Annotated in this window: 17 protein-coding genes, 3 rRNA genes and 1 riboswitch; of the genes, 3 read left to right on the top strand and 17 right to left on the bottom strand. The window is 68.9% G+C overall.

Annotated elements, in window-relative coordinates:
• Nucleotides 1-1497: 1497 nt before the first annotated feature.
• From rrf to argC, 14 genes are all read right to left on the bottom strand, one after another.
• A 5S ribosomal RNA gene (rrf, locus tag ACWA15_RS07965) occupies nucleotides 1498-1614 on the bottom strand.
• Between the two features lie 82 nt (nucleotides 1615-1696).
• Nucleotides 1697-4806: ribosomal RNA gene (locus ACWA15_RS07960) — 23S ribosomal RNA — on the bottom strand.
• Between the two features lie 436 nt (nucleotides 4807-5242).
• Nucleotides 5243-6766 (bottom strand): 16S ribosomal RNA (locus ACWA15_RS07955).
• The 16S, 23S and 5S rRNA genes sit together here, the layout of an rRNA operon.
• A gap of 679 nt (nucleotides 6767-7445) precedes the next feature.
• Nucleotides 7446-8711, bottom strand: coding sequence for a tyrosine--tRNA ligase (tyrS, locus tag ACWA15_RS07950; protein WP_464059040.1), 1266 nt, complete (start codon nucleotides 8709-8711; stop codon nucleotides 7446-7448).
• Nucleotides 8712-8772: 61 nt separating this feature from the next.
• Nucleotides 8773-9459 carry a DNA-3-methyladenine glycosylase gene (locus ACWA15_RS07945; RefSeq protein WP_464059452.1) on the bottom strand — a complete coding sequence of 229 codons (687 nt, stop codon included), beginning with the start codon at nucleotides 9457-9459 and terminating at the stop codon, nucleotides 8773-8775.
• Between the two features lie 51 nt (nucleotides 9460-9510).
• Nucleotides 9511-10077 carry a nucleoside/nucleotide kinase family protein gene (locus tag ACWA15_RS07940; protein WP_464059038.1) on the bottom strand — a complete coding sequence of 189 codons (567 nt, stop codon included), beginning with the start codon at nucleotides 10075-10077 and terminating at the stop codon, nucleotides 9511-9513.
• A gap of 107 nt (nucleotides 10078-10184) precedes the next feature.
• Nucleotides 10185-11576: an argininosuccinate lyase gene (gene argH / locus ACWA15_RS07935; protein WP_464059451.1), complete on the bottom strand. Its 1392-nt coding sequence runs from the start codon at nucleotides 11574-11576 to the stop codon at nucleotides 10185-10187.
• A gap of 107 nt (nucleotides 11577-11683) precedes the next feature.
• The gene (locus ACWA15_RS07930) at nucleotides 11684-12928 is read right to left on the bottom strand and encodes an argininosuccinate synthase (protein ID WP_464059036.1); all 1245 of its coding nucleotides are present in this window, start codon (nucleotides 12926-12928) and stop codon (nucleotides 11684-11686) included.
• Between the two features lie 99 nt (nucleotides 12929-13027).
• Nucleotides 13028-13549, bottom strand: a complete 522-nt coding sequence (locus tag ACWA15_RS07925) for an arginine repressor (RefSeq protein ID WP_464059035.1) — start codon at nucleotides 13547-13549, stop codon at nucleotides 13028-13030.
• A gap of 2 nt (nucleotides 13550-13551) precedes the next feature.
• Entirely contained in the window at nucleotides 13552-14484 is a 933-nt protein-coding gene (gene argF / locus ACWA15_RS07920; protein ID WP_464059034.1) for an ornithine carbamoyltransferase, read from the bottom strand.
• Complete coding sequence (locus tag ACWA15_RS07915) at nucleotides 14485-15768, bottom strand: acetylornithine transaminase (RefSeq protein WP_464059450.1); 1284 nt, start codon at nucleotides 15766-15768, stop codon at nucleotides 14485-14487.
• A gap of 23 nt (nucleotides 15769-15791) precedes the next feature.
• A complete protein-coding gene (gene argB / locus ACWA15_RS07910) occupies nucleotides 15792-16766 on the bottom strand; it encodes an acetylglutamate kinase (RefSeq protein WP_464059033.1) in 975 nt (324 codons plus the stop codon).
• Nucleotides 16763-17953 carry a bifunctional glutamate N-acetyltransferase/amino-acid acetyltransferase ArgJ gene (gene argJ / locus ACWA15_RS07905; RefSeq protein WP_464059032.1) on the bottom strand — a complete coding sequence of 397 codons (1191 nt, stop codon included), beginning with the start codon at nucleotides 17951-17953 and terminating at the stop codon, nucleotides 16763-16765. The genes argB and argJ overlap by 4 nt, the downstream gene beginning before the upstream one ends.
• Complete coding sequence (argC, locus tag ACWA15_RS07900) at nucleotides 17950-19044, bottom strand: N-acetyl-gamma-glutamyl-phosphate reductase (protein ID WP_464059031.1); 1095 nt, start codon at nucleotides 19042-19044, stop codon at nucleotides 17950-17952. The genes argJ and argC overlap by 4 nt, the downstream gene beginning before the upstream one ends.
• 50 nt (nucleotides 19045-19094) lie before the next feature.
• Here argC and ACWA15_RS07895 point away from each other — a divergent pair, with 50 nt between their 5' ends.
• The 3 genes from ACWA15_RS07895 to ACWA15_RS07885 are packed head-to-tail and all read left to right on the top strand — an operon-like array spanning nucleotide 19095 to nucleotide 21180.
• Nucleotides 19095-19889, top strand: a complete 795-nt coding sequence (locus tag ACWA15_RS07895; RefSeq protein WP_464059029.1) for an alpha/beta hydrolase — start codon at nucleotides 19095-19097, stop codon at nucleotides 19887-19889.
• Nucleotides 19886-20905, top strand: coding sequence for a quinone oxidoreductase family protein (locus ACWA15_RS07890; protein ID WP_464059028.1), 1020 nt, complete (start codon nucleotides 19886-19888; stop codon nucleotides 20903-20905). Before ACWA15_RS07895 ends, ACWA15_RS07890 begins: the two co-directional genes overlap by 4 nt.
• A gap of 20 nt (nucleotides 20906-20925) precedes the next feature.
• The gene (locus tag ACWA15_RS07885; protein ID WP_464059026.1) at nucleotides 20926-21180 is read left to right on the top strand and encodes a hypothetical protein; all 255 of its coding nucleotides are present in this window, start codon (nucleotides 20926-20928) and stop codon (nucleotides 21178-21180) included.
• Here ACWA15_RS07885 and thiD read toward each other — a convergent pair.
• The 3 genes from thiD to pheS form a co-directional block, all read right to left on the bottom strand.
• On the bottom strand, nucleotides 21153-22097 hold the full coding sequence (gene thiD / locus ACWA15_RS07880) for a bifunctional hydroxymethylpyrimidine kinase/phosphomethylpyrimidine kinase (protein ID WP_464059024.1): 945 nt from the start codon (nucleotides 22095-22097) through the stop codon (nucleotides 21153-21155). The genes ACWA15_RS07885 and thiD overlap by 28 nt on opposite strands.
• Nucleotides 22087-22192: riboswitch (TPP riboswitch) on the bottom strand. (Overlaps the previous gene by 11 nt.)
• A gap of 76 nt (nucleotides 22193-22268) precedes the next feature.
• Complete coding sequence (gene pheT / locus ACWA15_RS07875) at nucleotides 22269-24857, bottom strand: phenylalanine--tRNA ligase subunit beta (RefSeq protein ID WP_464059022.1); 2589 nt, start codon at nucleotides 24855-24857, stop codon at nucleotides 22269-22271.
• Complete coding sequence (gene pheS / locus ACWA15_RS07870) at nucleotides 24857-26005, bottom strand: phenylalanine--tRNA ligase subunit alpha (RefSeq protein WP_464059021.1); 1149 nt, start codon at nucleotides 26003-26005, stop codon at nucleotides 24857-24859. The genes pheT and pheS overlap by 1 nt, the downstream gene beginning before the upstream one ends.
• Between the last annotated feature and the right edge of the window lie 22 nt (nucleotides 26006-26027).

Below are 26027 nucleotides of genomic sequence, written 5' to 3'. Positions count from 1 at the left end.
TGAACGCGGGACGCTCACCATAGGGACGGTCGTCCCGGCGCGGTCCACGGTCATCACGCGGAGCCGACGAACGCGGCGCAGACGAGCGGTCGTCACGCGGAGCGGACGAACGCGGAGCGGAGGAACGGTCGTCACGGTTGAACGCGGGACGCTCACCATAGGGACGGTCGTCCCGGCGCGGTCCACGGTCATCACGCGGAGCCGAGGAACGGGGCGCGGAAGAGCGGTCGTCACGCGGAGCGGACGAACGCGGAGCGGAGGAACGGTCGTCACGGTTGAACGCGGGACGCTCACCATAGGGACGGTCTTCGCGACGCGGGCCACGGTCATCACGCGGAGCCGAGGAACGGGGCGCGGACGAGCGGTCGTCACGGTTGTACGCAGGACGCTCACCATAGGGACGGTCATCGCGGCGCGGTCCACGGTCATCACGCGGAGCCGAGGAACGGGGTGCAGACGAGCGGTCGTCACGCGGAGCGGACGAACGCGGAGCGGAAGAGCGGTCGTCACGGTTGTACGCGGGACGCTCACCGTAGGGACGGTCGTCCCGGCGCGGGCCACGGTCATCACGCGGAGCCGAGGAACGGGGCGCAGACGAGCGGTCGTCACGGTTGTACGCAGGACGCTCACCATAGGGACGGTCGTCACGGCGCGGTCCACGGTCATCACGCGGAGCCGAGGAACGGGGTGCAGACGAGCGGTCGTCACGCGGAGCGGAAGAGCGGTCGTCACGGTTGTACGCAGGACGCTCACCATAGGGACGGTCATCGCGGCGCGGCCCACGGTCATCACGCGGAGCCGAGGAACGGGGTGCAGACGAGCGGTCGTCACGGTTGTACGCCGGGCGCTCACCGTAAGGGCGGTCATCGCGGCGCGGACCACGGTCATCACGCGGAGCCGACGAACGCGGCGCAGAGGAACGGTCGTCACGGTTGTACGCAGGACGCTCACCATAGGGACGGTCGTCCCGACGGGGTCCACGGTCATCACGCGGAGCCGACGAACGCGGCGCAGAGGAACGCGCAGCTCCTGAGCGGTCGTCGCGGTTGTAGGCCTGGCGCTCACCGTAGGGACGGTCATCGCGGCGGGGGCCACGGTCGTCACGCGGAGCGGACGAGCGCGGAGCTCCGGATCGGTCGCCGTAAGAACGATCGCTTGAGCCGCGGTCGGGACGGCCGGCACTCGAGGCGCCGTCGCGGCCGCCTCCTGAGTTTCCACGTCCTGCGTCGCTGCCACCGCGTCGAGCGTTGCCTCCAGCGTTACCGCCGTCGCGGCCTCGGCTTGTGCTCGGGCGGTCTTGGTCGTCGCTCACGTGTACTCCCTCTTCAAGTTGGTCTTGCCTGTCTATCATCGCACCACTGGGACGGGTGCTCATCACCCGAGGCCCCCACGGTCTTCGCGAGACGCGAAGCCTGCTGGTGGACCACCTGGATGGATGTCATGCCGCGAAACGAACGAAAGCCCACCTTTTGAGGGGTGGGCTTTCGTTGAATGGTTGTCCGGCAGCGACCTACTCTCCCACACAGTCACCCGTGCAGTACCATCGGCGCAGTGAGGCTTAGCTTCCGGGTTCGGAATGGGACCGGGCGTTTCCCTCACGCTATGACTGCCGTAACTCTATTAGGTTTTTCGACCGGGAACTCACGGCCGTACCCTAAGAACTGCACAGTGGACGCGTAGCACACAAAATTTGAGTGTTATCAAGTTATCGGCTTATTAGTACCGGTCAGCTCCGAAGGTCTTTCGTCCCTTCTTCCACATCCGGCCTATCTACCCAGTGGTCTTCTGGGAGCCTCTCGGGACGAATCCCGTGGAAACCTCATCTTGAAGCAAGCTTCCCGCTTAGATGCTTTCAGCGGTTATCTCTTCCGAACGTAGCCAACCAGCCGTGCTCCTGGCGGAACAACTGGCACACCAGAGGTTCGTCCGTCCCGGTCCTCTCGTACTAGGGACAGCCCTTCTCAAGTTTCCTGCGCGCGCAGCGGATAGGGACCGAACTGTCTCACGACGTTCTAAACCCAGCTCGCGTACCGCTTTAATGGGCGAACAGCCCAACCCTTGGGACCTACTCCAGCCCCAGGATGCGACGAGCCGACATCGAGGTGCCAAACCATGCCGTCGATATGGACTCTTGGGCAAGATCAGCCTGTTATCCCCGGGGTACCTTTTATCCGTTGAGCGACGGCGCTTCCACAAGCCACCGCCGGATCACTAGTTCCGACTTTCGTCCCTGCTCGACTTGTCAGTCTCACAGTCAAGCTCCCTTGTGCACTTGCACTCGACACCTGATTGCCAACCAGGCTGAGGGAACCTTTGAGCGCCTCCGTTACATTTTAGGAGGCAACCGCCCCAGTTAAACTACCCATCAGGCACTGTCCCTGATCCGGATTACGGACCGAGGTTAGATATCCAGAGCGACCAGAGTGGTATTTCAACGTTGACTCCACACACACTGGCGTGCATGCTTCATAGTCTCCCACCTATCCTACACAAGCCGCACCGAACACCAATACCAAACTATAGTAAAGGTCCCGGGGTCTTTCCGTCCTGCTGCGCGTAACGAGCATCTTTACTCGTAGTGCAATTTCGCCGAGTTCACGGTTGAGACAGCGGAGAAGTCGTTACGCCATTCGTGCAGGTCGGAACTTACCCGACAAGGAATTTCGCTACCTTAGGATGGTTATAGTTACCACCGCCGTTTACTGGGGCTTAAATTCTGAGCTTCGCACAAGTGCTAACCCGTCCTCTTAACCTTCCAGCACCGGGCAGGCGTCAGTCCGTATACATCGTCTTGCGACTTCGCACGGACCTGTGTTTTTAGTAAACAGTCGCTTCTCCCTGGTCTCTGCGGCCCTTGCACGCTTCCCCAGCAAGTGGGTACACGCTCCGGGCCCCCCTTCTCCCGAAGTTACGGGGGCATTTTGCCGAGTTCCTTAACCATGATTCTCTCGATCGCCTTAGTATTCTCTACCTGATCACCTGAGTCGGTTTAGGGTACGGGCGGCTAGAACCTCGCGCCGAGGCTTTTCTTGGCAGCATAGGATCACCCAATCATCGTCCATACGGACTCACCATCAGTTCTCAGGATATGTGAACAGCGGATTTGCCTACTGTTCTCCCTACAACCTTGGACGTGGACAACCATCGCCACGCTGGGCTACCTTCCTGCGTCACCCCTGTTAATGCGCTTACCTACTACCAGCTCGGGTCGTGCGCTCCCCTGAGTCCTCGGCCCCGAAGGGCGTGCGGACCAGGCTTGGGCACTTAGCATCACCAGATTCGGTATGGGCGGTTCTTCGCCGGTAGGAGAATATCAACTCCTTGTCCATCGACTACGCCTGTCGGCCTCGCCTTAGGTCCCGACTTACCCAGGGCGGATTAGCCTGGCCCTGGAACCCTTGATCATTCGGCGGACGGGTTTCTCACCCGTCATTCGCTACTCATGCCTGCATTCTCACTCGTGTAGCCTCCACCGCTGGGTTCCCCCGCGACTTCACTGGCCACACGACGCTCCCCTACCCATCCACACACCTGGACCACGAAGGCCTGGTTATTATGTGAATGCCACAGCTTCGGCGGTATACTTGAGCCCCGCTACATTGTCGGCGCGGAATCACTTGACCAGTGAGCTATTACGCACTCTTTCAAGGGTGGCTGCTTCTAAGCCAACCTCCTGGTTGTCTGTGCAACTCCACATCCTTTCCCACTTAGCATACGCTTAGGGGCCTTAGCTGGTGGTCTGGGCTGTTTCCCTCTCGACTATGGAGCTTATCCCCCACAGTCTCACTGCCACGCTCTCACTTACCGGCATTCGGAGTTTGGCTGGCGTCAGTAACCTTTTGGGGCCCATCGGCCATCCAGTAGCTCTACCTCCGGCAAGAAACACGTGACGCTGCACCTAAATGCATTTCGGGGAGAACCAGCTATCACGAAGTTTGATTGGCCTTTCACCCCTACCCACAGGTCATCCCCCCAGTTTTCAACCTAGGTGGGTTCGGTCCTCCACGCGGTCTTACCCGCGCTTCAACCTGCCCATGGGTAGATCACTTCGCTTCGGGTCTAGACCCAGCGACTCATTCGCCCTATTAAGACTCGCTTTCGCTACGGCTTCCCCACACGGGTTAACCTCGCCACTGAGCACTAACTCGCAGGCTCATTCTTCAAAAGGCACGCTGTCACCCCTGCTAGGGAGGCTCCAACGGATTGTAGGCACACGGTTTCAGGTACTATTTCACTCCCCTCCCGGGGTACTTTTCACCTTTCCCTCACGGTACTTGTCCGCTATCGGTCACTAGGTAGTATTTAGGCTTATGAAGTGGTCTTCACGGATTCACACGGGATTTCTCGGGCCCCGTGCTACTTGGGATCCCCTTCGGGAGGCCACGTCATTTCGTCTACGGGGGTCACACCCTCTACGCCGGGCCTTTCAATGCCCTTCGACTATAACGCGGCTTTCTGACTCCCTGAAAGTTCGGCAGAACAATCTGAAAGGTCCCACAACCCCGCCCATGCAACCCCTGCCGGGTATCACACATGAACGGTTTGGCCTCATCCGCTTTCGCTCGCCACTACTCACGGAATATCTCTTCCTGTCGGTACTGAGATGTTTCACTTCCCGACGTTCCCTCCACACACCCTATATATTCAGATGCGGGTAACTGGACATAACTCCAGCTGGGTTTCCCCATTCGGAAATCCTCGGATCACGGTTCGTTTGCCAACTCCCCGAGGCTTATCGCAGGCTACTACGTCCTTCATCGGCTCCTAGTGCCAAGGCATCCACCCTGTGCCCTTAAAAACTTAATATCACTAAATTGCAGAACAAAGACTCGTAAGTCCTTGATCGCAAAGATGCTCGCGTCCACTGTGCAGTTCTCAAGCTACGGACGATCCCACCGAACACCACCGCCTACACACCCCAGGGGCATGCGGTTCGGATGGATCACGGTGACCCGCGTGCAGCAACCCCGGTCGATGAGACCAGGGCTGCCTGAAGTTCGTTCGCCTTTCGGCGCCCGTACCTTCAGGACCCAACAGTGTGCTTGCGTCCACCCACCTCACTGGCCACAGGTTCCACCCGCTCCCCGAAGGGGGCGACGTACTTCCATGACCGGCGCTGCCGGCATCCATAGTCAATGTTCCACCCGTGAGCAACCACCCACCCCCTCATTCGGAGAGTGGACGTGGCCACCTGACCACTTTCGGGGTAGTCCCCGAACAGCGCCAGCATGTAGCTCCTTAGAAAGGAGGTGATCCAGCCGCACCTTCCGGTACGGCTACCTTGTTACGACTTAGTCCCAATCGCCAATCCCACCTTCGACGGCTCCATCCCACAAGGGGTTAGGCCACCGGCTTCGGGTGTTACCGACTTTCGTGACTTGACGGGCGGTGTGTACAAGGCCCGGGAACGTATTCACCGCAGCGTTGCTGATCTGCGATTACTAGCGACTCCGACTTCATGGGGTCGAGTTGCAGACCCCAATCCGAACTGAGACCGGCTTTTTGGGATTCGCTCCACCTCGCGGTATCGCAGCCCTTTGTACCGGCCATTGTAGCATGCGTGAAGCCCAAGACATAAGGGGCATGATGATTTGACGTCATCCCCACCTTCCTCCGAGTTGACCCCGGCAGTCTCCTATGAGTCCCCACCATAACGTGCTGGCAACATAGGACGAGGGTTGCGCTCGTTGCGGGACTTAACCCAACATCTCACGACACGAGCTGACGACAACCATGCACCACCTGTACACCAGTCCGAAGACGCACACATCTCTGCATGATTCCGGTGTATGTCAAGCCTTGGTAAGGTTCTTCGCGTTGCATCGAATTAATCCGCATGCTCCGCCGCTTGTGCGGGCCCCCGTCAATTCCTTTGAGTTTTAGCCTTGCGGCCGTACTCCCCAGGCGGGGCACTTAATGCGTTAGCTGCGGCGCGGAACTCGTGGAATGAGCCCCACACCTAGTGCCCAACGTTTACGGCATGGACTACCAGGGTATCTAATCCTGTTCGCTCCCCATGCTTTCGCTCCTCAGCGTCAGTAGTGGCCCAGTGACCTGCCTTCGCCATCGGTGTTCCTCCTGATATCTGCGCATTCCACCGCTACACCAGGAATTCCAGTCACCCCTACCACACTCTAGTCTGCCCGTACCCGATGCAAGCTCAAGGTTGAGCCTTGAGTTTTCACACCAGACGCGACAAACCGCCTACGAGCTCTTTACGCCCAATAATTCCGGACAACGCTTGCACCCTACGTATTACCGCGGCTGCTGGCACGTAGTTAGCCGGTGCTTCTTCTGCAGGTACCGTCACTTTCGCTTCTTCCCTACTGAAAGAGGTTTACAACCCGAAGGCCTTCATCCCTCACGCGGCGTCGCTGCATCAGGCTTTCGCCCATTGTGCAATATTCCCCACTGCTGCCTCCCGTAGGAGTCTGGGCCGTGTCTCAGTCCCAGTGTGGCCGGTCGCCCTCTCAGGCCGGCTACCCGTCGACGCCTTGGTGAGCCATTACCTCACCAACAAGCTGATAGGCCGCGAGTCCATCCTTGACCGAAAAACTTTCCAGACACAGACCATGCGGTCGCATCTCATATCCGGTATTAGACGTCGTTTCCAACGCTTATCCCAGAGTCAAGGGCAGGTTACTCACGTGTTACTCACCCGTTCGCCACTGATCAAGAAGAGCAAGCTCCCCCATCACCGTTCGACTTGCATGTGTTAAGCACGCCGCCAGCGTTCGTCCTGAGCCAGGATCAAACTCTCCGTAAATGTTTGATATCAACCCCTCCGAAGAGAAGTTAACAACCATACGAAGCAAGCACCCCTGCAAAGAGGCACCTGATTAATCAAGGCTACAAACCGAAAACTTGCGTTTTCAATTCATACCAAATAAACCTTGCTGCACGTCAACCAACCAGACCTGATGGCCCGACCGATCAACACCAGACAAGGGGTCTTGGCATTGACTATTAAGCACACTGTTGAGTTCTCAAGGAGCGGACGCGCACCACTTCCAGACCCTTCGGTCCTTCTCTTGGGGCAACCTCTCTAGCCTATCCGATCCACGCCTAGCCCGTCAACCACCCCGTTTCCGAGCCAGTCAACCGCCATCAGCGGGCCGTTCAAGCCTACCCGATCCACCCTCGCGTCCGAACCGCTCTTCCAAGCAATCCGCACCCCGGTCTGAACCAGAAGCCCCACACTACTCCACCCGGCGAGACCAGCTCACCAAGCACCTGCAGCGTAGGAAACCAACCCCGGGACCAGCCACTTCGCGGCGGCTCTCACGAGCTTCGCAGTGGTGTCTGTGCCTCCCTGTCGGGCTGACTTCCAGAACAGTACGGCCGCCAAGCCGTGCACGTCAAACCCGCACCACGTGACCGCGACCACACTGCCAGCACACAGAGACGGCCCGCCCTCCCAGGGAAGACGGGCCATCACCTGCCAGCTACTGCTGCGCCACCCGCACCACGGCGAGTGTCTTCTTGCCACGCCGCAGGACAGCGAAGCGGCCGCCGAGCAGATCGTCGGCGGTGAGCACCGCGTCCTCTGCTGTCACCTTGACGTTGTTGACGTAGGCGCCGCCCTCGGTAACGGCTCGCCGGGCGGCGGCCTTCGAGGCGACCAGACCGCTGCTGATCATCGCGTCGATGATCGCGGTCCCCACCCCACCCTCCGTGGAGGGCAGCTCGGCCACTGCGGCCTCGATCGTCTCGGGGTCCAGGTCAGCCAGCTCCCCGCGACCGAAGAGCGCCGAGCTCGCGGCGATCGCCTGCGCGGTCGCCCGTTCTCCGTGCACCAACGTCGTCACGTCGCCGGCGAGGATCCGCTGCGCCTCGCGGGCCTGCGGGCGCTCCACGACCGAGGTCTCGATCTGTGCGATCTCCTCCCGGGTGCGGAAGGTGAACGTCTTGAGCCAGCCCACGACGTCGGCGTCGGCGGCGTTGATCCAGTACTGGTAGAAGGCGTACGGGCTCATCATGTCCGGGGCGAGCCACACGGCGCCGCCCTCGGTCTTGCCGAACTTGGTGCCGTCCGCCTTGGTGATCAGCGGGGTCGTCATGGCGTGCACCGCGACCTTGTCCGACTTGCGGATCAGCTCGACGCCGGCCAGCAGATTGCCCCACTGATCGTTGCCGCCGGTCTGCAGCGTGCACCCGTGCCGGCGGTTGAGCTCGAGGAAGTCCATGCCTTGCAGGATCTGGTAGCTGAACTCGGTGAAGGACAGCCCTTCCTCGCTCGACAGGCGACGAGCGACCGTCTCCTTGGCGAGCATGGTCCCCAGCCGGAAGTGCTTGCCGATGTCCCGCAGGAAGTCGATCGCGGAGAGCTCCCCGGTCCAGTCGAGGTTGTTCACCAGACGGGCGGCGTTCTCCCCCTCGAAGGACAGGAACGGCGCGATCTGGGCCTGCAGCCGCTCCACCCAGTCGGCGACGGTCTCCTTGGAGTTGAGCACCCGCTCCCCCGACATCCGCGGGTCGCCGATCAGCCCGGTCGCGCCTCCCACGAGGGCGATCGGGGTGTGCCCGGCGAGCTGGAGGTGACGCAGCAGGATGAGCTGGACGAGGTGTCCGTGGTGCAGGCTCGGCGCGGTCGGGTCGAAGCCGCAGTAGTACGTGATCGGACCGTTCTCCAGAGCCTCACGCAAAGCCTCGACGTCGGTGGTCTGTGCAACCAACCCGCGCCAGGTGAGTTCATCAAGAACGTTGCTCACTGCTGCTCCTTCGGTTCGCGCGCCACGAACGGCGCTCCCCTAGTCTGCCGTGTCGCGGCGATCAGCGAGAACGCGGGTCAGATCGTGAGCGCCGCGGTGCGGGCGCCCGGTACGCCGAGACAGCCGGGTCGCCGGTGATCCACAGCCGCCACGGGAAGAGCGCGCCGTCGCCGCCCGCCCCGGAGACCCCCACCCGGGGGCCGGAGCTGATCCCCCCGCCCGGCGACGGCACGGGCACAGGCACAGGCACCTCGAGGACCACATCGGTCTCCGGGCCGGTCAGGTCCAGACCGTAGTAGGCCATGGTCACGCCGAGCGCGACCGTGAGGCGCGCCGGGCCGCGGGCGAGGTCCACGGGCCGGGTCACCGCTCCGGAGGCGAGCCGACGACGGCGCGCGAGGGGTGCGCCCTCAACCACCTCCCCCGCGCGCAGCAGCACAGCGGCGGCCTCACCGCCTGGGCCGCAGACGATGTTCATGCAGGTGTGCAGGCCGAGGTGGCGATAGACGTAGAGCCGCCCGGCCTCCTCGAACATGACACGGTTGCGGGCGCTGGGGCCACGGAAGGCGTGCGACCCGGGGTCCTGCTCACCGTGGTAGGCCTCGACCTCGGTGATCCGCACGGTGACGTCGCCGTCCGAGGCACGACGGGTGAGACGGGCACCCAGCAGGTCGCGGGCGACCTCGAGGCCCGGGCGGGCGAACCACTCCCGGTCGGGACGCCGCCATCGGGGCGCCGGCTCCGACACCGCCTCGGGCGCCGGCTCGGACACCGCCTTGTTGAGCTCCGCCGCCACGGGTCAGCCGACCACGCGGCCGAGGCCATCGAGGTGCACGTGCGCCCGGGCGCGGGTCCGGTGCGCGGCGTAGATCTCCCGTTCGGTGACCATCCACCGGGTCCAGTGCTCGGCCGCGTCGGCGCCGTCGCGGTCCAGGCCGCGGGCGAGGCGCACGTCGTCGTCGGCCTCGACCCAGATGATGAACGGGGCGAACTCCTCGGTCGTGAGCGCGGCGGAGTTGCAGCCCTCGACGACGAGGAAGTCCCCCAGGGGCACGGTGTGCCGCTCGGCGTAGACCCCGAGCGGCCAGTCGTAGCGCCGGTAGCGTCCGGGCAGCCCACGGGCGAGCGGGAGGAGCACCCACTCCCGGAGCAGGTCCGCCCCCTCGGCCATGCCCGACCACCCCGGGTAGAGGTCGTCCATGTGGACCACCTGGGCGGTGAGCGTCCAGGCGAGCTGGGCCGCGAGCGTCGTCTTGCCCGAACCGGCCGGTCCGTCGACGCAGACCAGCCGGGCGCCGCCGAGGCCCGCGGGGGCGGCCTCGATCGCGGCCACGAGGTCGGTGAGGACCGGGTCGGAGACGGTCATGAGCGGGGTCCTCTCGGCGGGACGGGGGACGGGGGAACGAGGTCGGGGACGGTCACGGGCGGGCGCCCCTGACCGTCCCCGACCTCGTCGTGACGCGCGGGGTGATGCTAGCCGTTGACCCAGTAGCGGTACTCCGCGACCTGGACCTTGGCCTCCTCGAGCTGCTCGGCGACCCGCTCGGGGGCGGTGCCACCGACCGCGTTGCGGGAGCCGAGGGAGCCTTCGACCGTGAGGACCTCGCGGACCCCGGGGGTGAGGTGCTCGGAGATGGCGAGCAGGTCGGCGTCGGACAGGTCCCACAGCTCGATGCCGCGGTCCTCGCACACCTTGACGCAGGCACCAGCCACCTCGTGGGCGACCCGGAACGGGACGCCCTGGCGGACCAGCCACTCGGCGATGTCGGTCGCGAGCGAGAAGCCCTGGGGGGCGAGCTCGGCCATCCGCTCGGTGTTGAAGGTCATCGTGGAGACCATCCCCGCGAAGGCCGGCAGCAGCACGGTGAGCGTGTCGACCTGGTCGAACACCGGCTCCTTGTCCTCCTGCAGGTCACGGTTGTACGCGAGCGGCAGTCCCTTGAGGGTGGCGAGCAGCCCGGTGAGGTCACCGATGAGCCGCCCGGCCTTGCCGCGCGCAAGCTCGGCGATGTCCGGGTTCTTCTTCTGCGGCATGATCGAGGACCCCGTGGAGAAGGCGTCGTCCAACCGGACGAAGCCGAACTCCTTGGTGTTCCAGATGATGATCTCCTCGGCGAACCGGGACAGGTCGATCCCGAGCATCGCCGAGACGAAGGCGAACTCCGCGACCACGTCGCGGCTGGCCGTCCCGTCGATCGAGTTCTCCACCGCCCGGTCGAAACCGAGCTCGGCCGCGACGGCCTCGGGGTCGAGCCCCAGGGACGACCCGGCGAGAGCGCCCGAGCCGTAGGGCGAGCGCGCCGCCCGCACGTCCCAGTCGATGTAGCGGTCGACGTCGCGCAGCAACGGCCACACGTGGGCGAGCAGGTGGTGGGCGAGCAGCACCGGCTGGGCGTGCTGCAGGTGCGTGCGCCCGGGCATGGCCGCACCGGGGTGCGCCTCCGCCTGGGCGATGAGCGCGTCGGCGACGTCGAGCACGAGGCCGCCGATCGCCTTGGCCTCCTCGCGCAGATACATCCGCACGAGGGTGGCGATCTGGTCGTTGCGGGACCGGCCCGCGCGGAGCTTGCCACCCACCTCGGGCCCGGCCCGCTCGATCAGGCCGCGCTCGAGGGCGGTGTGCACGTCCTCGTCGGCGACCTCGGGGCGGAAGGCCCCGCTCTCGACGTCGGCGGCCAGCCGGTCGAGACCGTCCAGCATGACCTCGAGCTCGTCGTCGGTGAGCAGGTTCGCGGTGCGCAGCACGCGGGCATGCGCCTTCGACCCGGCGATGTCCTGGGAGGCGAGCCGCCAGTCGAAGTGGGTCGACAACGACAGTGCCGCCAGCGCGTCCGAGGGACCGCCGGCGAACCGCCCGCCCCACAGGCTGACCCGCTGCTGCGGTTCAGCCTGTGGGGCGCCGGACGCTGGGGTGCCGGACGCTGCGGCGTCGGGGACCGCGCCGGACCCGGTGTCCTGGTGGTCGCCCACGCTCAGGCCTGGCTGCCCGGCAGGGAGGACCCGGACAGGTCCACGCCGTTGCCGAACTTCACGTCGCGGGCGGCGGAGAGCTTCGCGGTGAGGCCGAAGATCTCGATGAAGCCGCGCGCCTGGCTCTGGTCGAAGGTGTCGCCCTCGTCGTAGGTGGCGAGGTTGAAGTCATAGAGGCTCGCCTCGCTGCGGCGCCCGGTCACGGTGGCGCGGCCACCGTGCAGCACCATGCGGATGTCACCGGAGACGTAGCGCTGGGTGTCGTCGATGAAGGTCTCGAGGGACTTCTTCAGCGGCGAGAACCACATGCCGTCGTAGACCAGCTCGGTCCAACGCTGGGCGACCGTGCGCTTGAACCGCGCCTGCTCGCGCTCGACCGTGACGTTCTCGAGCTCCTGGTGCGCGGCGATGAGGGCCATGGCGCCCGGTGCCTCGTAGATCTCGCGGGACTTGATGCCCACGAGACGGTCCTCGACGATGTCGATGCGCCCCACGCCCTGGGCGCCGGCGCGGCGGTTCATCTCCTGGATGGCCTGCAGCGGGGTGACCGGCACGCCGTCGAGGGCGACCGGGATGCCCCGGTCGAAGGTGATGATGACCTCGTCCGCGACGGGCGGGAAGGTGGGGTCGTCGGTGTAGTTGTAGACGTCCTTGGTCGGGGCGTTCCAGATGTCCTCGAGGAACCCCGTCTCCACGGCGCGGCCCCACACGTTCTGGTCGATCGAGAACGGGTTGTGCTTCGTCGTCTCGATCGGCAGCTTGTGCAGCTCGGCGTAGGCGATGGCCTTCTCGCGGGTCAGGGCGAGGTCACGGACCGGTGCGAGGCACTTGAGGTCCGGGGCGAGGGAGGTGATGCCGACCTCGAAGCGGACCTGGTCGTTGCCCTTGCCGGTGCAGCCGTGCGCGACCGTCTGGGCGTCGAACTGGCGGGCGGCCCGCACGAGGTGCTTGACGATGATCGGGCGCGAGATGGCCGAGACGAGCGGGTAGCGGTCGAGGTAGAGCGCGTTGGCGCGCAGCGCCGGCATGCAGTACTCCTCCGCGAACTCGTCGCGGGCGTCGGCGACGTACGCCTCGACCGCGCCGCAGTCCAGGGCACGCTGGCGGATGACCTCGAGGTCTTCACCGCCCTGGCCGACGTCGACGGCCACGGCGATGACCTCGGCGCCGGTGCGCTCGGCGATCCATCCGATGGCTACAGAGGTGTCCAGGCCGCCGGAATAGGCGAGCACGACGCGTTCAGTCATTGCACTTCTCTTTCTCACGTGGTGAATGGGTCAAGTCTGTCATCCTCGGCGTCGCTGCGGTGACCGCAGGTCGACCCCCGGACGGGTGCGGAGCGGCGGTCACAGGCTGTCGCTCGCCAGCGCGACGAACCGGGCGGCCAGCTCGTCTCCCCCGTCGACGTCCCGGGCGATCACCAGGAGCGTGTCGTCGCCGGCGATCGTGCCGAGCACCCCCGGCAGCACCGAGTGGTCGATCGCCGAGGCCAGGTACTGCGCAGCACCCGGCGGGGTGCGCAGCACGACGAGGTTCGCCGAGCTCTCGGCCGAGACGAGCAGCTCCCCGCACAGCCGCGCGAGGCGCGCGGCCAGGTACTCCGCGTCCGCGGTCGCCTGCACGCTGCGGTCCCCGCCCTCCCCGGGCACGGCGTAGACGAGCACGCCGGAGGTGGTGCGCACCTTCTCCGCGCGCAGCTCGATGAGGTCGCGGGAGAGCGTCGCCTGGGTCACGTGCAGCCCGTCCCGGGCGAGCGAGCGGGCGAGCTCGGCCTGGGAGTGGATCTGCTCGCGGACCAGCAGCTGCACGATCCGGGCGTGCCGGGCGGCCTTCGTCGCCGGTACCGTGCCCGAGGGCACCGAGGTCATGTTCACCGGTGGCCAAGCAGCCAGGTGAGCAGCGCCTTCTGGGCGTGCAGCCGGTTCTCGGCCTCGTCCCAGACGACCGACTGCGGGCCGTCGATGACGTCGGCGGTGATCTCCTTGCCGCGGTAGGCGGGCAGGCAGTGCAGGACGACGGCGTCGGGCGCGGCGTGCGCCATGAGCTCGGCGTTCACCTGGAAGGGCACGAAGGGGCGGGCGCGCTCGGTCGCGGAGGCCTCGTCGCCCATGGACACCCAGGTGTCGGTGGCCACCGCGTCCGCGCCGGCCACGGCCTCGGCCGGGTCGGCGGTGACGAGGACGGAGCCGCCGGTGCGGGCGGCGATCCGGGCCGCGTCGGCGAGGAAGGTCGCGTTGGGCGGGTAGCCGGGCGGCGTCCCGATCCGCACGTGCATGCCGGCCAGCGCTCCGCCGATGAGGTAGGAGTGGGACATGTTGTTCGCGCCGTCGCCGACGTAGGCGAGGGTCTGACCGGCCAGCGCGGCGACCCCGCCGCGGTGCTGGGCGATGGTCAGCAGGTCCGCGAGGATCTGGCACGGGTGGAAGTCGTCGGTGAGGGCGTTGACCACGGGCACCGAGCTCGCCGCGGCCATCTCCTCGACACGGTCCTGGCCGAAGGTCCGCCACACGATCGCGGCGGCCTGGCGGTCCAGGACCCGGGCGGTGTCGGCGATCGGCTCACCGCGCCCCAGCTGGGAGTTCGCCGCGTCGATGACGAGCGGGTACCCGCCGAGCTCGGCGATCCCGACGGAGAACGACACCCGGGTCCGGGTGGACGGCTTGTCGAAGATCACCGCGACGGCCCGGGGGCCCTGCAGCGGGGTCCGGTGGAACCGGTCCTGCGCGAAGCGCAGGCCCAGCTCGAGGACCTCGGCCTGCTCGGCCGGCGTGAGGTCGTCGTCGCGCAGGAAGTGGCGGGTCATCTAGGCCTCCGGGGTGAGGTCGGCAGCGGTCGTGGGCAGGTCCGCGAGGAAGGCGACGAAGTCGTCGACCTGGTCGCGGGTGAGGATGAGCGGCGGTGCGAGGCGCAGCGCGGTCGGGGTCACCGGGTTGACGATGAACCCCGCGGCCAGGGCGCGCGCCGCCACGGCCGCCGCGACCGGGGCGGTGAGCTCGATGGCCACGAGCAGGCCTTCCCCGCGGGCGCCGGCGATGAGCGGGTGCCCGACGGCGTCCACCTGCTCGCGCAGGTAGCTCCCGGTCTGCTGGACACCGGCGAGCAGACCGTCGCGCTCGATGACGGCGATCGTGGCGAGCGCCGCGGCGGCGGCGACCGGGTTGCCGCCGAAGGTCGTGCCGTGCTGGCCCCGGCCGAGCAGCGTCGCGGCGCGCTCTCCGTAGGCGACGACCGCGCCGATCGGGAAGCCGCCGCCGAGGCCCTTGGCGAGGGTGACGACGTCGGGCACGATGCCCCCGCCGATGTGGGAGAGGTGGTGGGCCATCCACGCCCCGGTGCGGCCCATGCCGGTCTGCACCTCGTCGAGGATGAGCAGCGTGCCGTGGGCGCGGGTGAGCTCCCGGACGCGGGCCAGGTAGCCGGCGGGCAGCGGGCGGACCCCCGCCTCGCCCTGGATCGGCTCGAGGAAGAAGGCGGCGATATCGCTCGTGGTGGGATCACCGGCGAAGACCGCCTCGAGGGCATCGAGGTCACCGAAGGGCAGGAACTCCACTCCCCCGGGCAGCGGCTCGAAGGGCTCGCGGTAGGCGGCCTTGGAGGTGAGGGCGAGCGCGCCCATCGTGCGGCCGTGGAAGCTGCCCTCGAGGGCGAGGATCCGGGGCCGGCCGGTGCGCCGGGCCATCTTGAAGGCAGCCTCGTTGGCCTCGGTCCCGGAGTTCGTGAAGAACACCCGCGAGCCGCCCGGCGCCCGGCTGAGGGAGAGCAGCCGTTCGGCGAGGGCGATCTGGGTGGGCGTGCCGAAGAAGTTCGACACGTGACCCAGGGTGCCCAGCTGGGCACTGATCGCCGCGGTGAGGGTGGGGTGGGCGTGGCCCAGGGAGTTGACGGCGATGCCGGCGAGCAGGTCGAGGTAGCGCATGCCGTCCGCGTCCCACACGTAGGCGCCCTCACCGCGGACCAGCACCCGCTGGGGCGGGCCGAAGGTGTCCATGACGGCGCCGGTGTACCGCTGGGTCCACTCGGCCGCGGACCCCGCGGCGGGCTGGATCGCACCGGGGGCGGGCGCCTCGAGGGCGGCGGGGGCGGCCACCTCGTTCGGGGCGGTCTGCTCGCTCACGCGGGAGCTCCGTTCTGGGTGGTGGGGATGGTGGGTGTGGTGGGCGCGGCGTCGGGCACGACCATGGTGCCGATGCCCTTGGTCGTGAAGACCTCCATGAGCACCGAGTGCGCCACCCTGCCGTCGATGACGTGGGCCTCGCGGACCCCACCGAGGACGGCGCGCAGGCACGCCTCCATCTTGGGGACCATGCCCGACTCGAGGGAGGGCAGCAGGTCCGCGAGCGCACCGACGCCGATCTGGCTGGCCAGGGAGCTGCGGTCGGGCCAGGAGGTGTACAGGCCCTCGACGTCGGTCAGCACGATGAGCTTGCGCGCGCCGAGGGCGACCGCGAGGGCCGCCGCGGCGGTGTCGGCGTTGACGTTGAGCACCTGGGTCGGGTCGTCGATGTCGGGGGCGATGGTGGAGACCACCGGGATGCGCCCGGCGTCGAGCAGGTCCTTCACAGCGCTCGGGTCGACCGCGACGACGTCGCCGACGAGGCCGACGTCGACGGGCTCGCCGTCGACGGTGGCGTGGCGGCGGCGGGCGCGCAGCAGGCCGCCGTCCTCACCGGAGAGCCCGACGGCGAAGGGGCCGTGGGCGTTGATGAGCCCGACCAGCTCACGGGAGACCTTGCCGGTGAGCACCATCCGGACGACCTCCATGGCCTCGGGGGTGGTCACCCGAAGCCCGCCGCGGAACTCGCTCGGGATGCCCAGGCGCCCGAGCATCTCCGAGATCTGCGGTCCGCCGCCGTGCACGACGACGGGGTGCAGCCCGACCTGGCGCAGGAACACCATGTCCTGGGCGAAGGCGGCCTTGAGCCGGTCGTCGATCATGGCGTTGCCGCCGTACTTGATGACGACGAGTGCGCCGTTGAACTCCTTGAGCCACGGCAGCGCCTCGAGGAGCACCTCGGCCTTCTGCGCAGGGGTGAGGTCGGCCCCGACGTCCATCTGGGAGAAGTCGAGGGCGGTGGGAAGGCTCATGAGGAGTACGCGCTGTTCTCGTGGACGTAGTCGTGGGTGAGGTCGTTCGTCCACACGGTCGCGGTCGCGTCGCCAGCGTGCAGGTCGATGAGCACCCGCACCTCGCGCTGTCCGGCGAGGTCGACGAGGGTCCGGTCCTCGCCCACTCCTCCGGCGCGGCACACCTGGACCCCGTTGATGGAGACGTCGAGGCGGTCCGCGTCGAAGACGGCGACGGACTCCGGGACGGTGCCCACGGCGGAGAGCACCCGGCCCCAGTTGGGGTCGTTGCCGAAGACGGCCGCCTTGAAGAGGTTGGACCGGGTGACCGCGCGGGCCACGGCCACGGCGGCGTCCTCGGAGTGGGCACCGACCACCTCGACGGCGACGTCGTGGCTCGCGCCCTCGGCGTCGGCCACGAGCTGGCGGGCCAGGGAGGCGCAGGCGGCGGTGAGCGCCGTGGTGAGCTCGTCGGCGGTCGCGGTCAGCTCGCTCGCACCGGAGACGAGCAGGACGACCGTGTCGTTGGTGGACATGCAGCCGTCGGAGTCGACCCGGTCGAAGGTCAGCCGGGTCGCGGTGCGCAGCGCGGCGTCGGCGGTGGCGGAGTCGACGACGGCGTCGGTCGTGAGCACGCAGAGCATGGTGGCCAGGCCGGGGGCGAGCATGCCCGCGCCCTTGGCCATGCCGCCCACGGTCCACGTCGGTGCGCCCGGCTCTGCGGGGCCGGCTCCCCCGGTGATCGCGACGGTCTTGGGCACGGTGTCCGTCGTCATGATGGCCGCCGCGGCGAGGAAGCCGCCGTTGCCGGCCAGCTGCTCGGCGGCGTCGTCCACCCCGGCGAGGAGCTTGTCCATGGGCAGGCGCTCACCGATGAGGCCGGTCGAGCAGACCACGGTGTCCCCGGACGACGTGCCCAGCAGGCCGGCGACGTGCTCGGCGGTGTGGTGGGTGTCGGCGAAGCCGTCCGGGCCGGTGCAGGCGTTCGCCCCGCCGGAGTTGAGGACCACGGAGGTCGCGCGACCGTCGGCGACCACCTGGCGGGACCACGCGACCGGCGCCGCGAAGACCCGGTTGGAGGTGAACACCGCGGCGGCGACGTCGAGCGGGCCGTCGTTGACCACGAGGGCGACGTCGGGCTTGCCGGTGGACTTCAGGCCGGCGACGACGCCGGCCGCCCGGAATCCCTGGGCTGCGGTAACGCTCACGGCGCGACTCCTTGTGCGGTGAGGCCCAGGGTCTGTGGCAGACCGAGGGCGATGTTCATGGACTGGACGGCGCCGCCTGCGGTGCCCTTGACGAGGTTGTCGATCGCGGTGACGGTCACCACGCGCCCGGCCCGGCGGTCGATCGCGACCTGCACGAGGGCGGTGTTGGCGCCGGCCGTCATCGCGGTGGTCGGCCACTGCCCGGCGGGGAGGAGGTCGACGAACGGTTCGCTCACATAGGCCTGCTCCCAGGCCTGGCGCAGCTGGGCCAGGGTGGTGTCCTCGTGGCCGGGGGCGAAGCGCGCGGTCGCGGTGGCGAGGATGCCCCGCGACATCGGGACGAGGACGGGGGTGAAGGAGACGGTGACCTCCTCGGCCCCGGCGATCCGCAGGTTCTGCTCGATCTCGGGGATGTGGCGGTGGCTGCCGCCGACGGCGTAGGGCTGGGCGGAGCCGAGCGCCTCGGAGGCGAGCAGGTGGGTCTTGAGGGACTTGCCCGCCCCGGAGTAGCCGACGGCAAGCACCGCGACCAGGTCGAGGGCGCTGAGCAGGCCGGAGGCGATCCCTGGCTGCAGGCCGAGGGTGACGGCCGTGACGTTGCAGCCGGGGACCGCGATCCGGCGAGCGCCGGCGAGCAGCTCGCGCTGCTTGGTCAGCTCTCCGCCGGCGACCGGCGTGCCGTGGGACCGGTCGGCGCGCAGCAGCTCGGGCAGACCGTAGGGCCAGGTCCCGGCGTGCGGGGTGGCGTAGTAGTCGACCCACGCCTGGGGGTCGTCGAGACGGTGGTCGGCGCCGAGGTCGATGACGAGCACGTCCTCGGGGAGCTGCGCGGCGATCTCGCCCGAGGCGCCGTGCGGCAGCGCGAGCACGACGACGTCGTGGCCGAGCAGGTTCTCGACGTCGGTGGGGAGCAGCACCCGGTCCGCGAGCGCCCGGATGTGGGGCTGGTGCAGGCCGAGCTGGGTGCCTGCGTTGGAGTGAGCGGTGAGGGCACCGATCGTGATCTCCGGGTGGTCGGCGAGGATCCGCAGGGTCTCCCCACCCGCGTATCCGCTCGCCCCTGCGACTGCCACTGTGAACGCCATATGCATAACAATACACTCTCATGCGAGTTGATACAGCCGGGCGTTAGGCTCAGGAGATGACCAGCCTGGACAGCTCCCGCCCGCTCCTGACCGTTCTGCCGCCGCACCCTGGCGTTCCCGGGGACACCCGCGGCTTCGTCCTCGTGCTCGCCGGCGGCGGCTACGGAGGCCGCGCCGAGCACGAGTACCTCGACGTCACCCGGTGGCTCCGCACCCACGGCGTGGCCTGCGGCTACCTCGACTACGCGGTCGCGCCGGCGACCTACCCGGTCGCCCTCGGCCAGGTGCTCCGCGCGCTCGCCGAGCTCCGCGGTGGCGTGCACGGTCCCGTCACCGGACCGATCGGTGTGCTGGGCTTCAGTGCCGGGGCGCACCTGGCCGGGCTGGCGCTCACCGCGACCGACGCCGAGCTGGCCCTCGCCGCCGACGGCGTCTCGGGGGCAGGGTCCCTTGAGGGCGTCGTGTCCCCAGCCCGCCCGGACGTCGGTGTGCTGTGCTACCCGGTCGTGTCCATGACCGACCTGCCCCACCTCGGCTCGCGGGGCAACCTGCTCGGCGCGCACGCCGACGACACCGCGTTCGCCAAGGCGCTCAGTGTGGAGCGCCGGGTGGACGCTCGCACGCCACCCACCTTCCTGTGGCACACCGCCGACGACGCGGTGGTCGACGTCGAGCACAGCCTGGGCCTCGCGAGTGCGCTCGGCCGCGCGCACATCCCCTTCGAGCTGCACGTCTATCCCACCGGCACGCACGGTCTGGGTCTCGCCGAGTCCGCCGGAGCACCGGCCGAGTGGACCCGGGCATGCCTGCGCTGGCTCGGTGAGCAGGGGATCGGAGGGGAGACCGCATGAGCGACCAGATCACCCACGCCGTCGTCGCCACCCGGGCCGGGGGCCCGGAGGTCCTCGACCACCGTGAGGTCCCGGTCCCCTCCCCCGGCGCCGGGGAGCTGCTCGTCGAGGTCGCCGCCGCGGGCGTGAACTTCATCGACACCTACCGCCGGTCCGGGGTCTACCGGATGACCTACCCCGCCGTGCTGGGCACCGAGGGCGCCGGAGTGGTCGTGGCCACCGGCCCCGGCGTCGGCGTCGGCGTCGAGGCTGGGACCGGCGGCTTCACGGTCGGTGACCGGGTCGCATGGGCGGACTCACCGGCCTCCTACGCCGGGTACGTCCTCGTCGCGGCACAGCGCGCGCTGCCGGTCCCCCCGGGGATCGACCTCCAGGTCGCAGCAGCCCTGCCGCTGCAAGGGCTCACCGCCCACTACCTCGCGACGTCGACCTACCCGATCCGCGACGGCGACCAGGTGCTCGTCCACGCCGGGGCGGGCGGCGTCGGGCTGCTGCTCACCCAGCTCGCCGTCGCCCGCGGCGCGACCGTGGTCACCACCGTCTCCACCGCGGCCAAGGCCGAGCTCTCCCGGGGCGCCGGCGCCCACCACGTCATCAACTACGCCGACCTGACCGACCTGCCCTCCGAGCTGCCCGCGCTCGTGCGCGAGCTGACCGGCGGCGGGGTGCACGTCGTCTACGACTCGGTCGGGAAGGACACCTTCGACGCCTCGCTCGCCAGCCTGCGCCGGAGGGGCATGCTCGTGCTCTTCGGCGGGTCCTCTGGGCAGGTGGCCCCCTTCGACATCCAGCGGCTCAATGCCGGCGGCTCGCTCTACCTCACCCGCCCGACCCTCGGCGACTTCGTGTCCACCCGGGCGGAGCTGGTCTCCCGGTCGGACGAGCTGTTCGCCCACGTGCGCGCGGGGCGGCTGAGCGTGCGGGTCGGGGCGACCTTCCCGCTGGCCGAGGCCGCGGCCGCGCACACGGCGCTGGAAGGGCGCCGCACGACCGGCAAAGTCCTCCTGCTGCCCTGAGCACCGCTACCCTCGTGTCCATGATCAACAACTCCTGGGCCGACGGCGGCTACGAGGACCGCGGCCCGGCACCGTCCCGCGGGGTCCGGGTGGCCACGACCGTGGTCATCCTCCTCAGCACCGTCACCGGGGTCGCGTGGTTCGCCAAGGTCGGCCTGGACCAGTCCAAGGCCGACTGCTACACCAACGCCCCCGCCGGCTCGACGATGGCCGACGTGACGACGACGCTGCGCTGGCTGCCACCCGGCTACGACTGCGAGTACGACCAGCCCTGAGCGCCCACCAGGTGGTCGACCGGCCCCGCGCCGCGCCCCACCTGCAGGGCCGCGGCAGCCTCGATGGCGGCCGTGAGCCACGCCTTCGCCGTCCGGGCGCTCGCCGCCCAGTCGCCCAGGCGCGGCTGGACCGCCGCCAGGGCCGCCGACAACGAGCACCCCGTCCCGTGGGTGCTCGTGCTCGCCACCCGCCTGCCGGGCAGGACGACCGCGCCGTCACCGTCGACCAGCGCGTCGGGTGAACCCTGGCGGGCGCCGCCCGGCCCGTCGGTGCTCAGGTGCCCGCCCTTGACGAGCACCCTGGCCCCGCACCGCTGCCACAGCCGGCCACCCTGGGCAAGTGCGTCCTCCCAGGTCCGGGCCGTGGGTTCACCGAGCAGCGCAGCGAGCTCGGGGAGGTTGGGGGTGACGAGGTCGGCCAGGGCGAGCAGCCGGTGGATCCCCTGCTCGGCGTCGGGATCGAGCAGGCGGTGCCCGCTCGTGGACACCATGACCGGGTCAAGGACGACGACCGGGGGCCGCACCGCCCGGAGCCAGCCCTCGACCACCCGGGCGCAGCCCGCGTCGGCGAGCATGCCGATCTTCACCGAGTCCACGGTCACGTCATCGCTCACCGCGTGCAGTTGCTCGCGCAGGAAGTCCGGCGGCGGGACGTGGACGGCACGCACCCCGCGGGTGTTCTGCGCCACGAGCGCGGTCACCACCGCCATCCCGTAGGCGCCGTGCGCGGCGAACGACTTGAGGTCCGCGTGGATCCCGGCGCCGCCGGTCGGGTCGGTGCCGGCGATGCTGAGCACCCGGACCCGGGACGGCGCGGGGGCGGGCGGGCGTCCCGGTGGTGGGCCGGTGTCGGGTGCAGCCGGGTCGGATCGGTCGATGGCGTCGGCGTCGATGGCGTCGATGGCAGGGGTCAGCACTGGACATCCCTTCGCTAGTACGAGCTAGATCAGGTTCGACGGGTCTGGTCTCAGCCGCTCCTCCTCTCGGGCGGGCGGCACCCCGTGTCAGGTCAGACACTAACGGCCCGGTTCCCTCGAGGGGAACCGGGCCGTCAGCCAGCCGTCAGCCAGTCGTCAGCCGTGAAGCCGTCAGCCGCGCAGCTCGGCGCCGCACCGCGCGTGAGCCTGCGCGACCGCGGCCGTGCGGACGGCCGCGGTGTCCTCCGCGGTGAGGGTGCGGTCGCCCGCGCGCAGCCGCAGGGAGAAGGCCAGGGACTTCTTCCCCTCGCCCACCTGCTCTCCGGCGAAGACGTCGAAGAGCCGCAGCTCTTCGAGGAGGTCACCGGCGCCCGCGCGGACCGCGTCGAAGACGTCCTGGGCAGGCACCGCCGCGTCCACGACGAGCGCCAGGTCCTCCTTGGCGAGCGGGAACGTCGAGACCGGGGATCCCTGCAGCGGTTCGGTCGGTGCCGCCGCGAGCAGCACGTCGAGGTCGATCTCGAAGGCGACCGCACGGGCGGGCAGCCCGGTCCGCTCGATCACCTTCGGGTGCAGCTCACCGGCGTGACCGACGAACGTGCCGTCGGCCAGGGTGACCTGCGCGCAGCGGCCGGGGTGCCACGGCGCACGGTCGGTGTCCGGGCCGACCACGACGTCCACGCCGAGACGGTCGGCGACCAGCCGGACGGCCGCGATCGCGTCCGTCCAGTCCGCCGCGCGGCCCGGGCCCCACCAGCCCGGCAAGTCACGCTGACCGGCCAGCAGCCCCGCCACCTGACGGGGCTGGGCGGGCACGGCGTCGTGCAGGCGGGTGAGCTCGTCGGCGCTGGGGCGACGCGCCCCGGCCAGTGCCGGGGCCGCCGGGGCGCCGAGGACCGGGCGGGTCACCAGGCCCAGCTCGAAGAGCGCGAGGTCACCGGTCCCGCGGGCGACGTTGCGCCGCGCGGTGTCGAGCAGGGTGACGAGCAGGTTCGTGCGCATGAGGTTCTTCTCGGCGGACATGGGGTTGAGGACCCGCAGCGCCACGCGTCGTGCGTCGTCGGCGCCGAGCCCCAGGTCGTCGAGCTGTCCGGAGCCGATGAACGGGTAGCTCAGGGTCTCCACGAAACCCGCCTCGGCCAGCGCCCGGGCCACCGACCGGCGGCCCCGCTGTCCGGCGGTGAGGCCGCTCCCGGCCGGGGCGACCGGCAGGATCGAGGGGATGGTGTCGTAGCCGACGAGGCGGGCGACCTCCTCGACGAGCTCGGCCGAGCCGGTGAGGTCCGGGCGCCACGTGGGTACCAGGACGGCGACCCTCGCCTGCAGCCCGGCCCCCTCGAGGGAGGTCACCTCGCAGCCGATCTGACGGAGCACGTCGACCACCTGGTCGGCGGTGTAGGCCACCCCGACCAGACGCTCGGGCTCGGAGAGCTCAAAGGTGATCGGCGCCCGCTCGGGGAGGTCGGACAGGTCGCTGACGGCCGGGTCCGCGGTCCCGCCGCCGTGCTCGACGAGCAGATCGACGACGCGCTGAGCGGCGACGGCGGGCAGCATCGGGTCGACGCCGCGCTCGAAGCGCTTGGCCGCCTCGCTGGGCAGCTTGTGCCGGCGGGCGGTGCGGGCGATCGTCACCTGGTCGAAGTGCGCGGCCTCGATGAGCAGGTCGGTCGTGGAGGTGGTGACCTCGGTCTCGGCCCCGCCCATGACACCGGCCAGGCCGAGCACCCGCGCCCCGGTGCCTCCGGCGCTGTCGGTGATGAGCAGGTCCTCGGTGCTCAGCGCACGGTCCGCGCCGTCGAGGGTGGTCAGGCGCTCCCCGTCCTGGGCGCGGCGCACGACGATCGGGGCCACGAGGGTGGCCAGGTCGTAGGCGTGCAGCGGCTGGCCGAGGTCGAGCATGACGTAGTTCGTCACGTCGACGGCGAGGGAGATCGGTCGCATCCCGGCCTGGGTCAGGCGTCGCTGCATCCACGCCGGCGAGGGCGCCGCGGCGTCGACCCCGCGGACGATGCGGGTGACGAAACGGTCGCAGCCGACGCGGGCGTGGATCGGCGCGGAGTCGTCGACGACCACACCGAAGCCGTCCGGCGACGGCGCGGGCAGGGGCCCGCGTGCCAGGCCGAGGTCGGTGAAGACCGCGCCGGTGGAGTGAGAGAACTCCCGCGCGACGCCGCGCATGGAGAAGCAGTAGCCCCGGTCGGGCGTCACGTTGATCTCCAGGACCTCCTCGCCCAGACCCAGCAGCGCGATGGCGTCGCTCCCGGGGGTGGTCTCGTAGCCGTTGGCGGCGGTGTAGCCGAGCCGGTCGAGGACGATGATGCCGTCGTGGTCCTCACCCAGGCCGAGCTCGCGGGCCGAGCAGATCATCCCGTCGGAGACGTGGCCGTAGGTCTTGCGGGAGGCGATCGGGAACGGGCCAGGCAGGACAGCGCCAGGCAGCGCGGCCACGACGCGGTCACCGGCGACGAAGTTGTGCGCACCGCAGATGATCCCGCGCGGGATCGTGGGCCGGCCGCCGTCGTCGAGGGTGTTGTGCGCACCGACGTCGACCTGGCACCAGTTGATGACCTTGCCGTTCTTCTGCTCCTCCTTGACGAGGGAGACGACCTGTCCGACGACGAGGGGGCCGGTCACCGACGCGCCGTGCACCCCCTCCTCCTCGAGGCCGACCCGGACGAGGTCGGCTGCCAGCTGCTCGGCGGTCAGCCCCGCGGGGAGCTCGACGTGCTCGCCGAGCCAGGACAGTGCGATGTGCGGCATCAGATACCCATTCCGAAGTGCTGGGAGAAGCGGACGTCGCCCTCGACCATGTCGTGCATGTCTGCGATCCCGTGGCGGAGCATGAGCGTGCGCTCGATCCCCATGCCGAAGGCGAAGCCGGTGTACTCGTCGGGGTCGATGCCCGCGGCGAGCAGCACGTTCGGGTTGACCATGCCGCAGCCGCCCCATTCGATCCACCCGGGTCCACCCTTCTTCTGCGGGAACCACAGGTCCATCTCGGCGCTCGGCTCGGTGAAGGGGAAGAAGGACGGGCGCAGACGGGTCTTGGCGTCGGGGCCGAACATCGCCTTGGCGAAGTGGTCCAGGGTCCCCAGCAGGTGCGCCATCGTCAGGCCCTTGTCCACGGCGAGACCCTCGACCTGGTGGAACACGGGGGTGTGCGTCGCGTCGAGCTCGTCGGTGCGGAACACCTTGCCCGGGCACGCGATGTAGATGGGCAGGTCCCGCTCGAGCAGGGTGCGGGCCTGGACCGGTGAGGTGTGGGTGCGCAGCACGAGGTGCGCGGGCTCCCCCGGTGCGTCCGGGGCATCCGCGGAGCTCGCGTCGACCGGGCCGGTGACGAAGAACGTGTCCTGCATCTGGCGTGCGGGGTGGTCGGGTCCGAAGTTCAGGGCGTCGAAGTTGAACCACTCCGCCTCGACCTCGGGTCCCTCGGCGATCTCCCAGCCCATCGAGACGAAGAAGTCCCCGATCAGCTCCTGGATGGACTCGAGGGGGTGGCGGGCGCCGGGGGCGCGGCGGTCGACCGGGAGGGTGACGTCGACGGCCTCCTCGACGAGGACCCGGGCGTCACGCTCGGCCTCGAGCACCACCTGACGGGCGGCCAGCGCCTGGCCGATCCTCGCGCGGACCGGACCCAGCACCTTGCCGGCGGTCGCCTTGTCCGCCGGGGCCAGCTTGCCGATCTCCCGGTTGGCCAGCGCCAGCGGGCTGCGGTCTCCGGTCTGGGCGATGCGGACGGCCTTGAGCTCGTCCAGGTCTGCGGCTCCCGCGATGGCGTCGAGTGCGGTCCCCAGCGCGCGGGCTGCGGCGTCGGCGTCGATCGGCGAGAAGGACTCGGGTGCGGGGGTGACGGCCTCGGCAGAGGCGGCGGACTCGTCGGACTGTGCCCGTTCAGGGGTGGACATGCATGCCTTCCAAGCGTTGGTG

The organism is Sanguibacter sp. TS_SC_8 (genome assembly GCF_055361235.1).
This window is presented reverse-complemented; position numbering and strand designations above follow the sequence as displayed.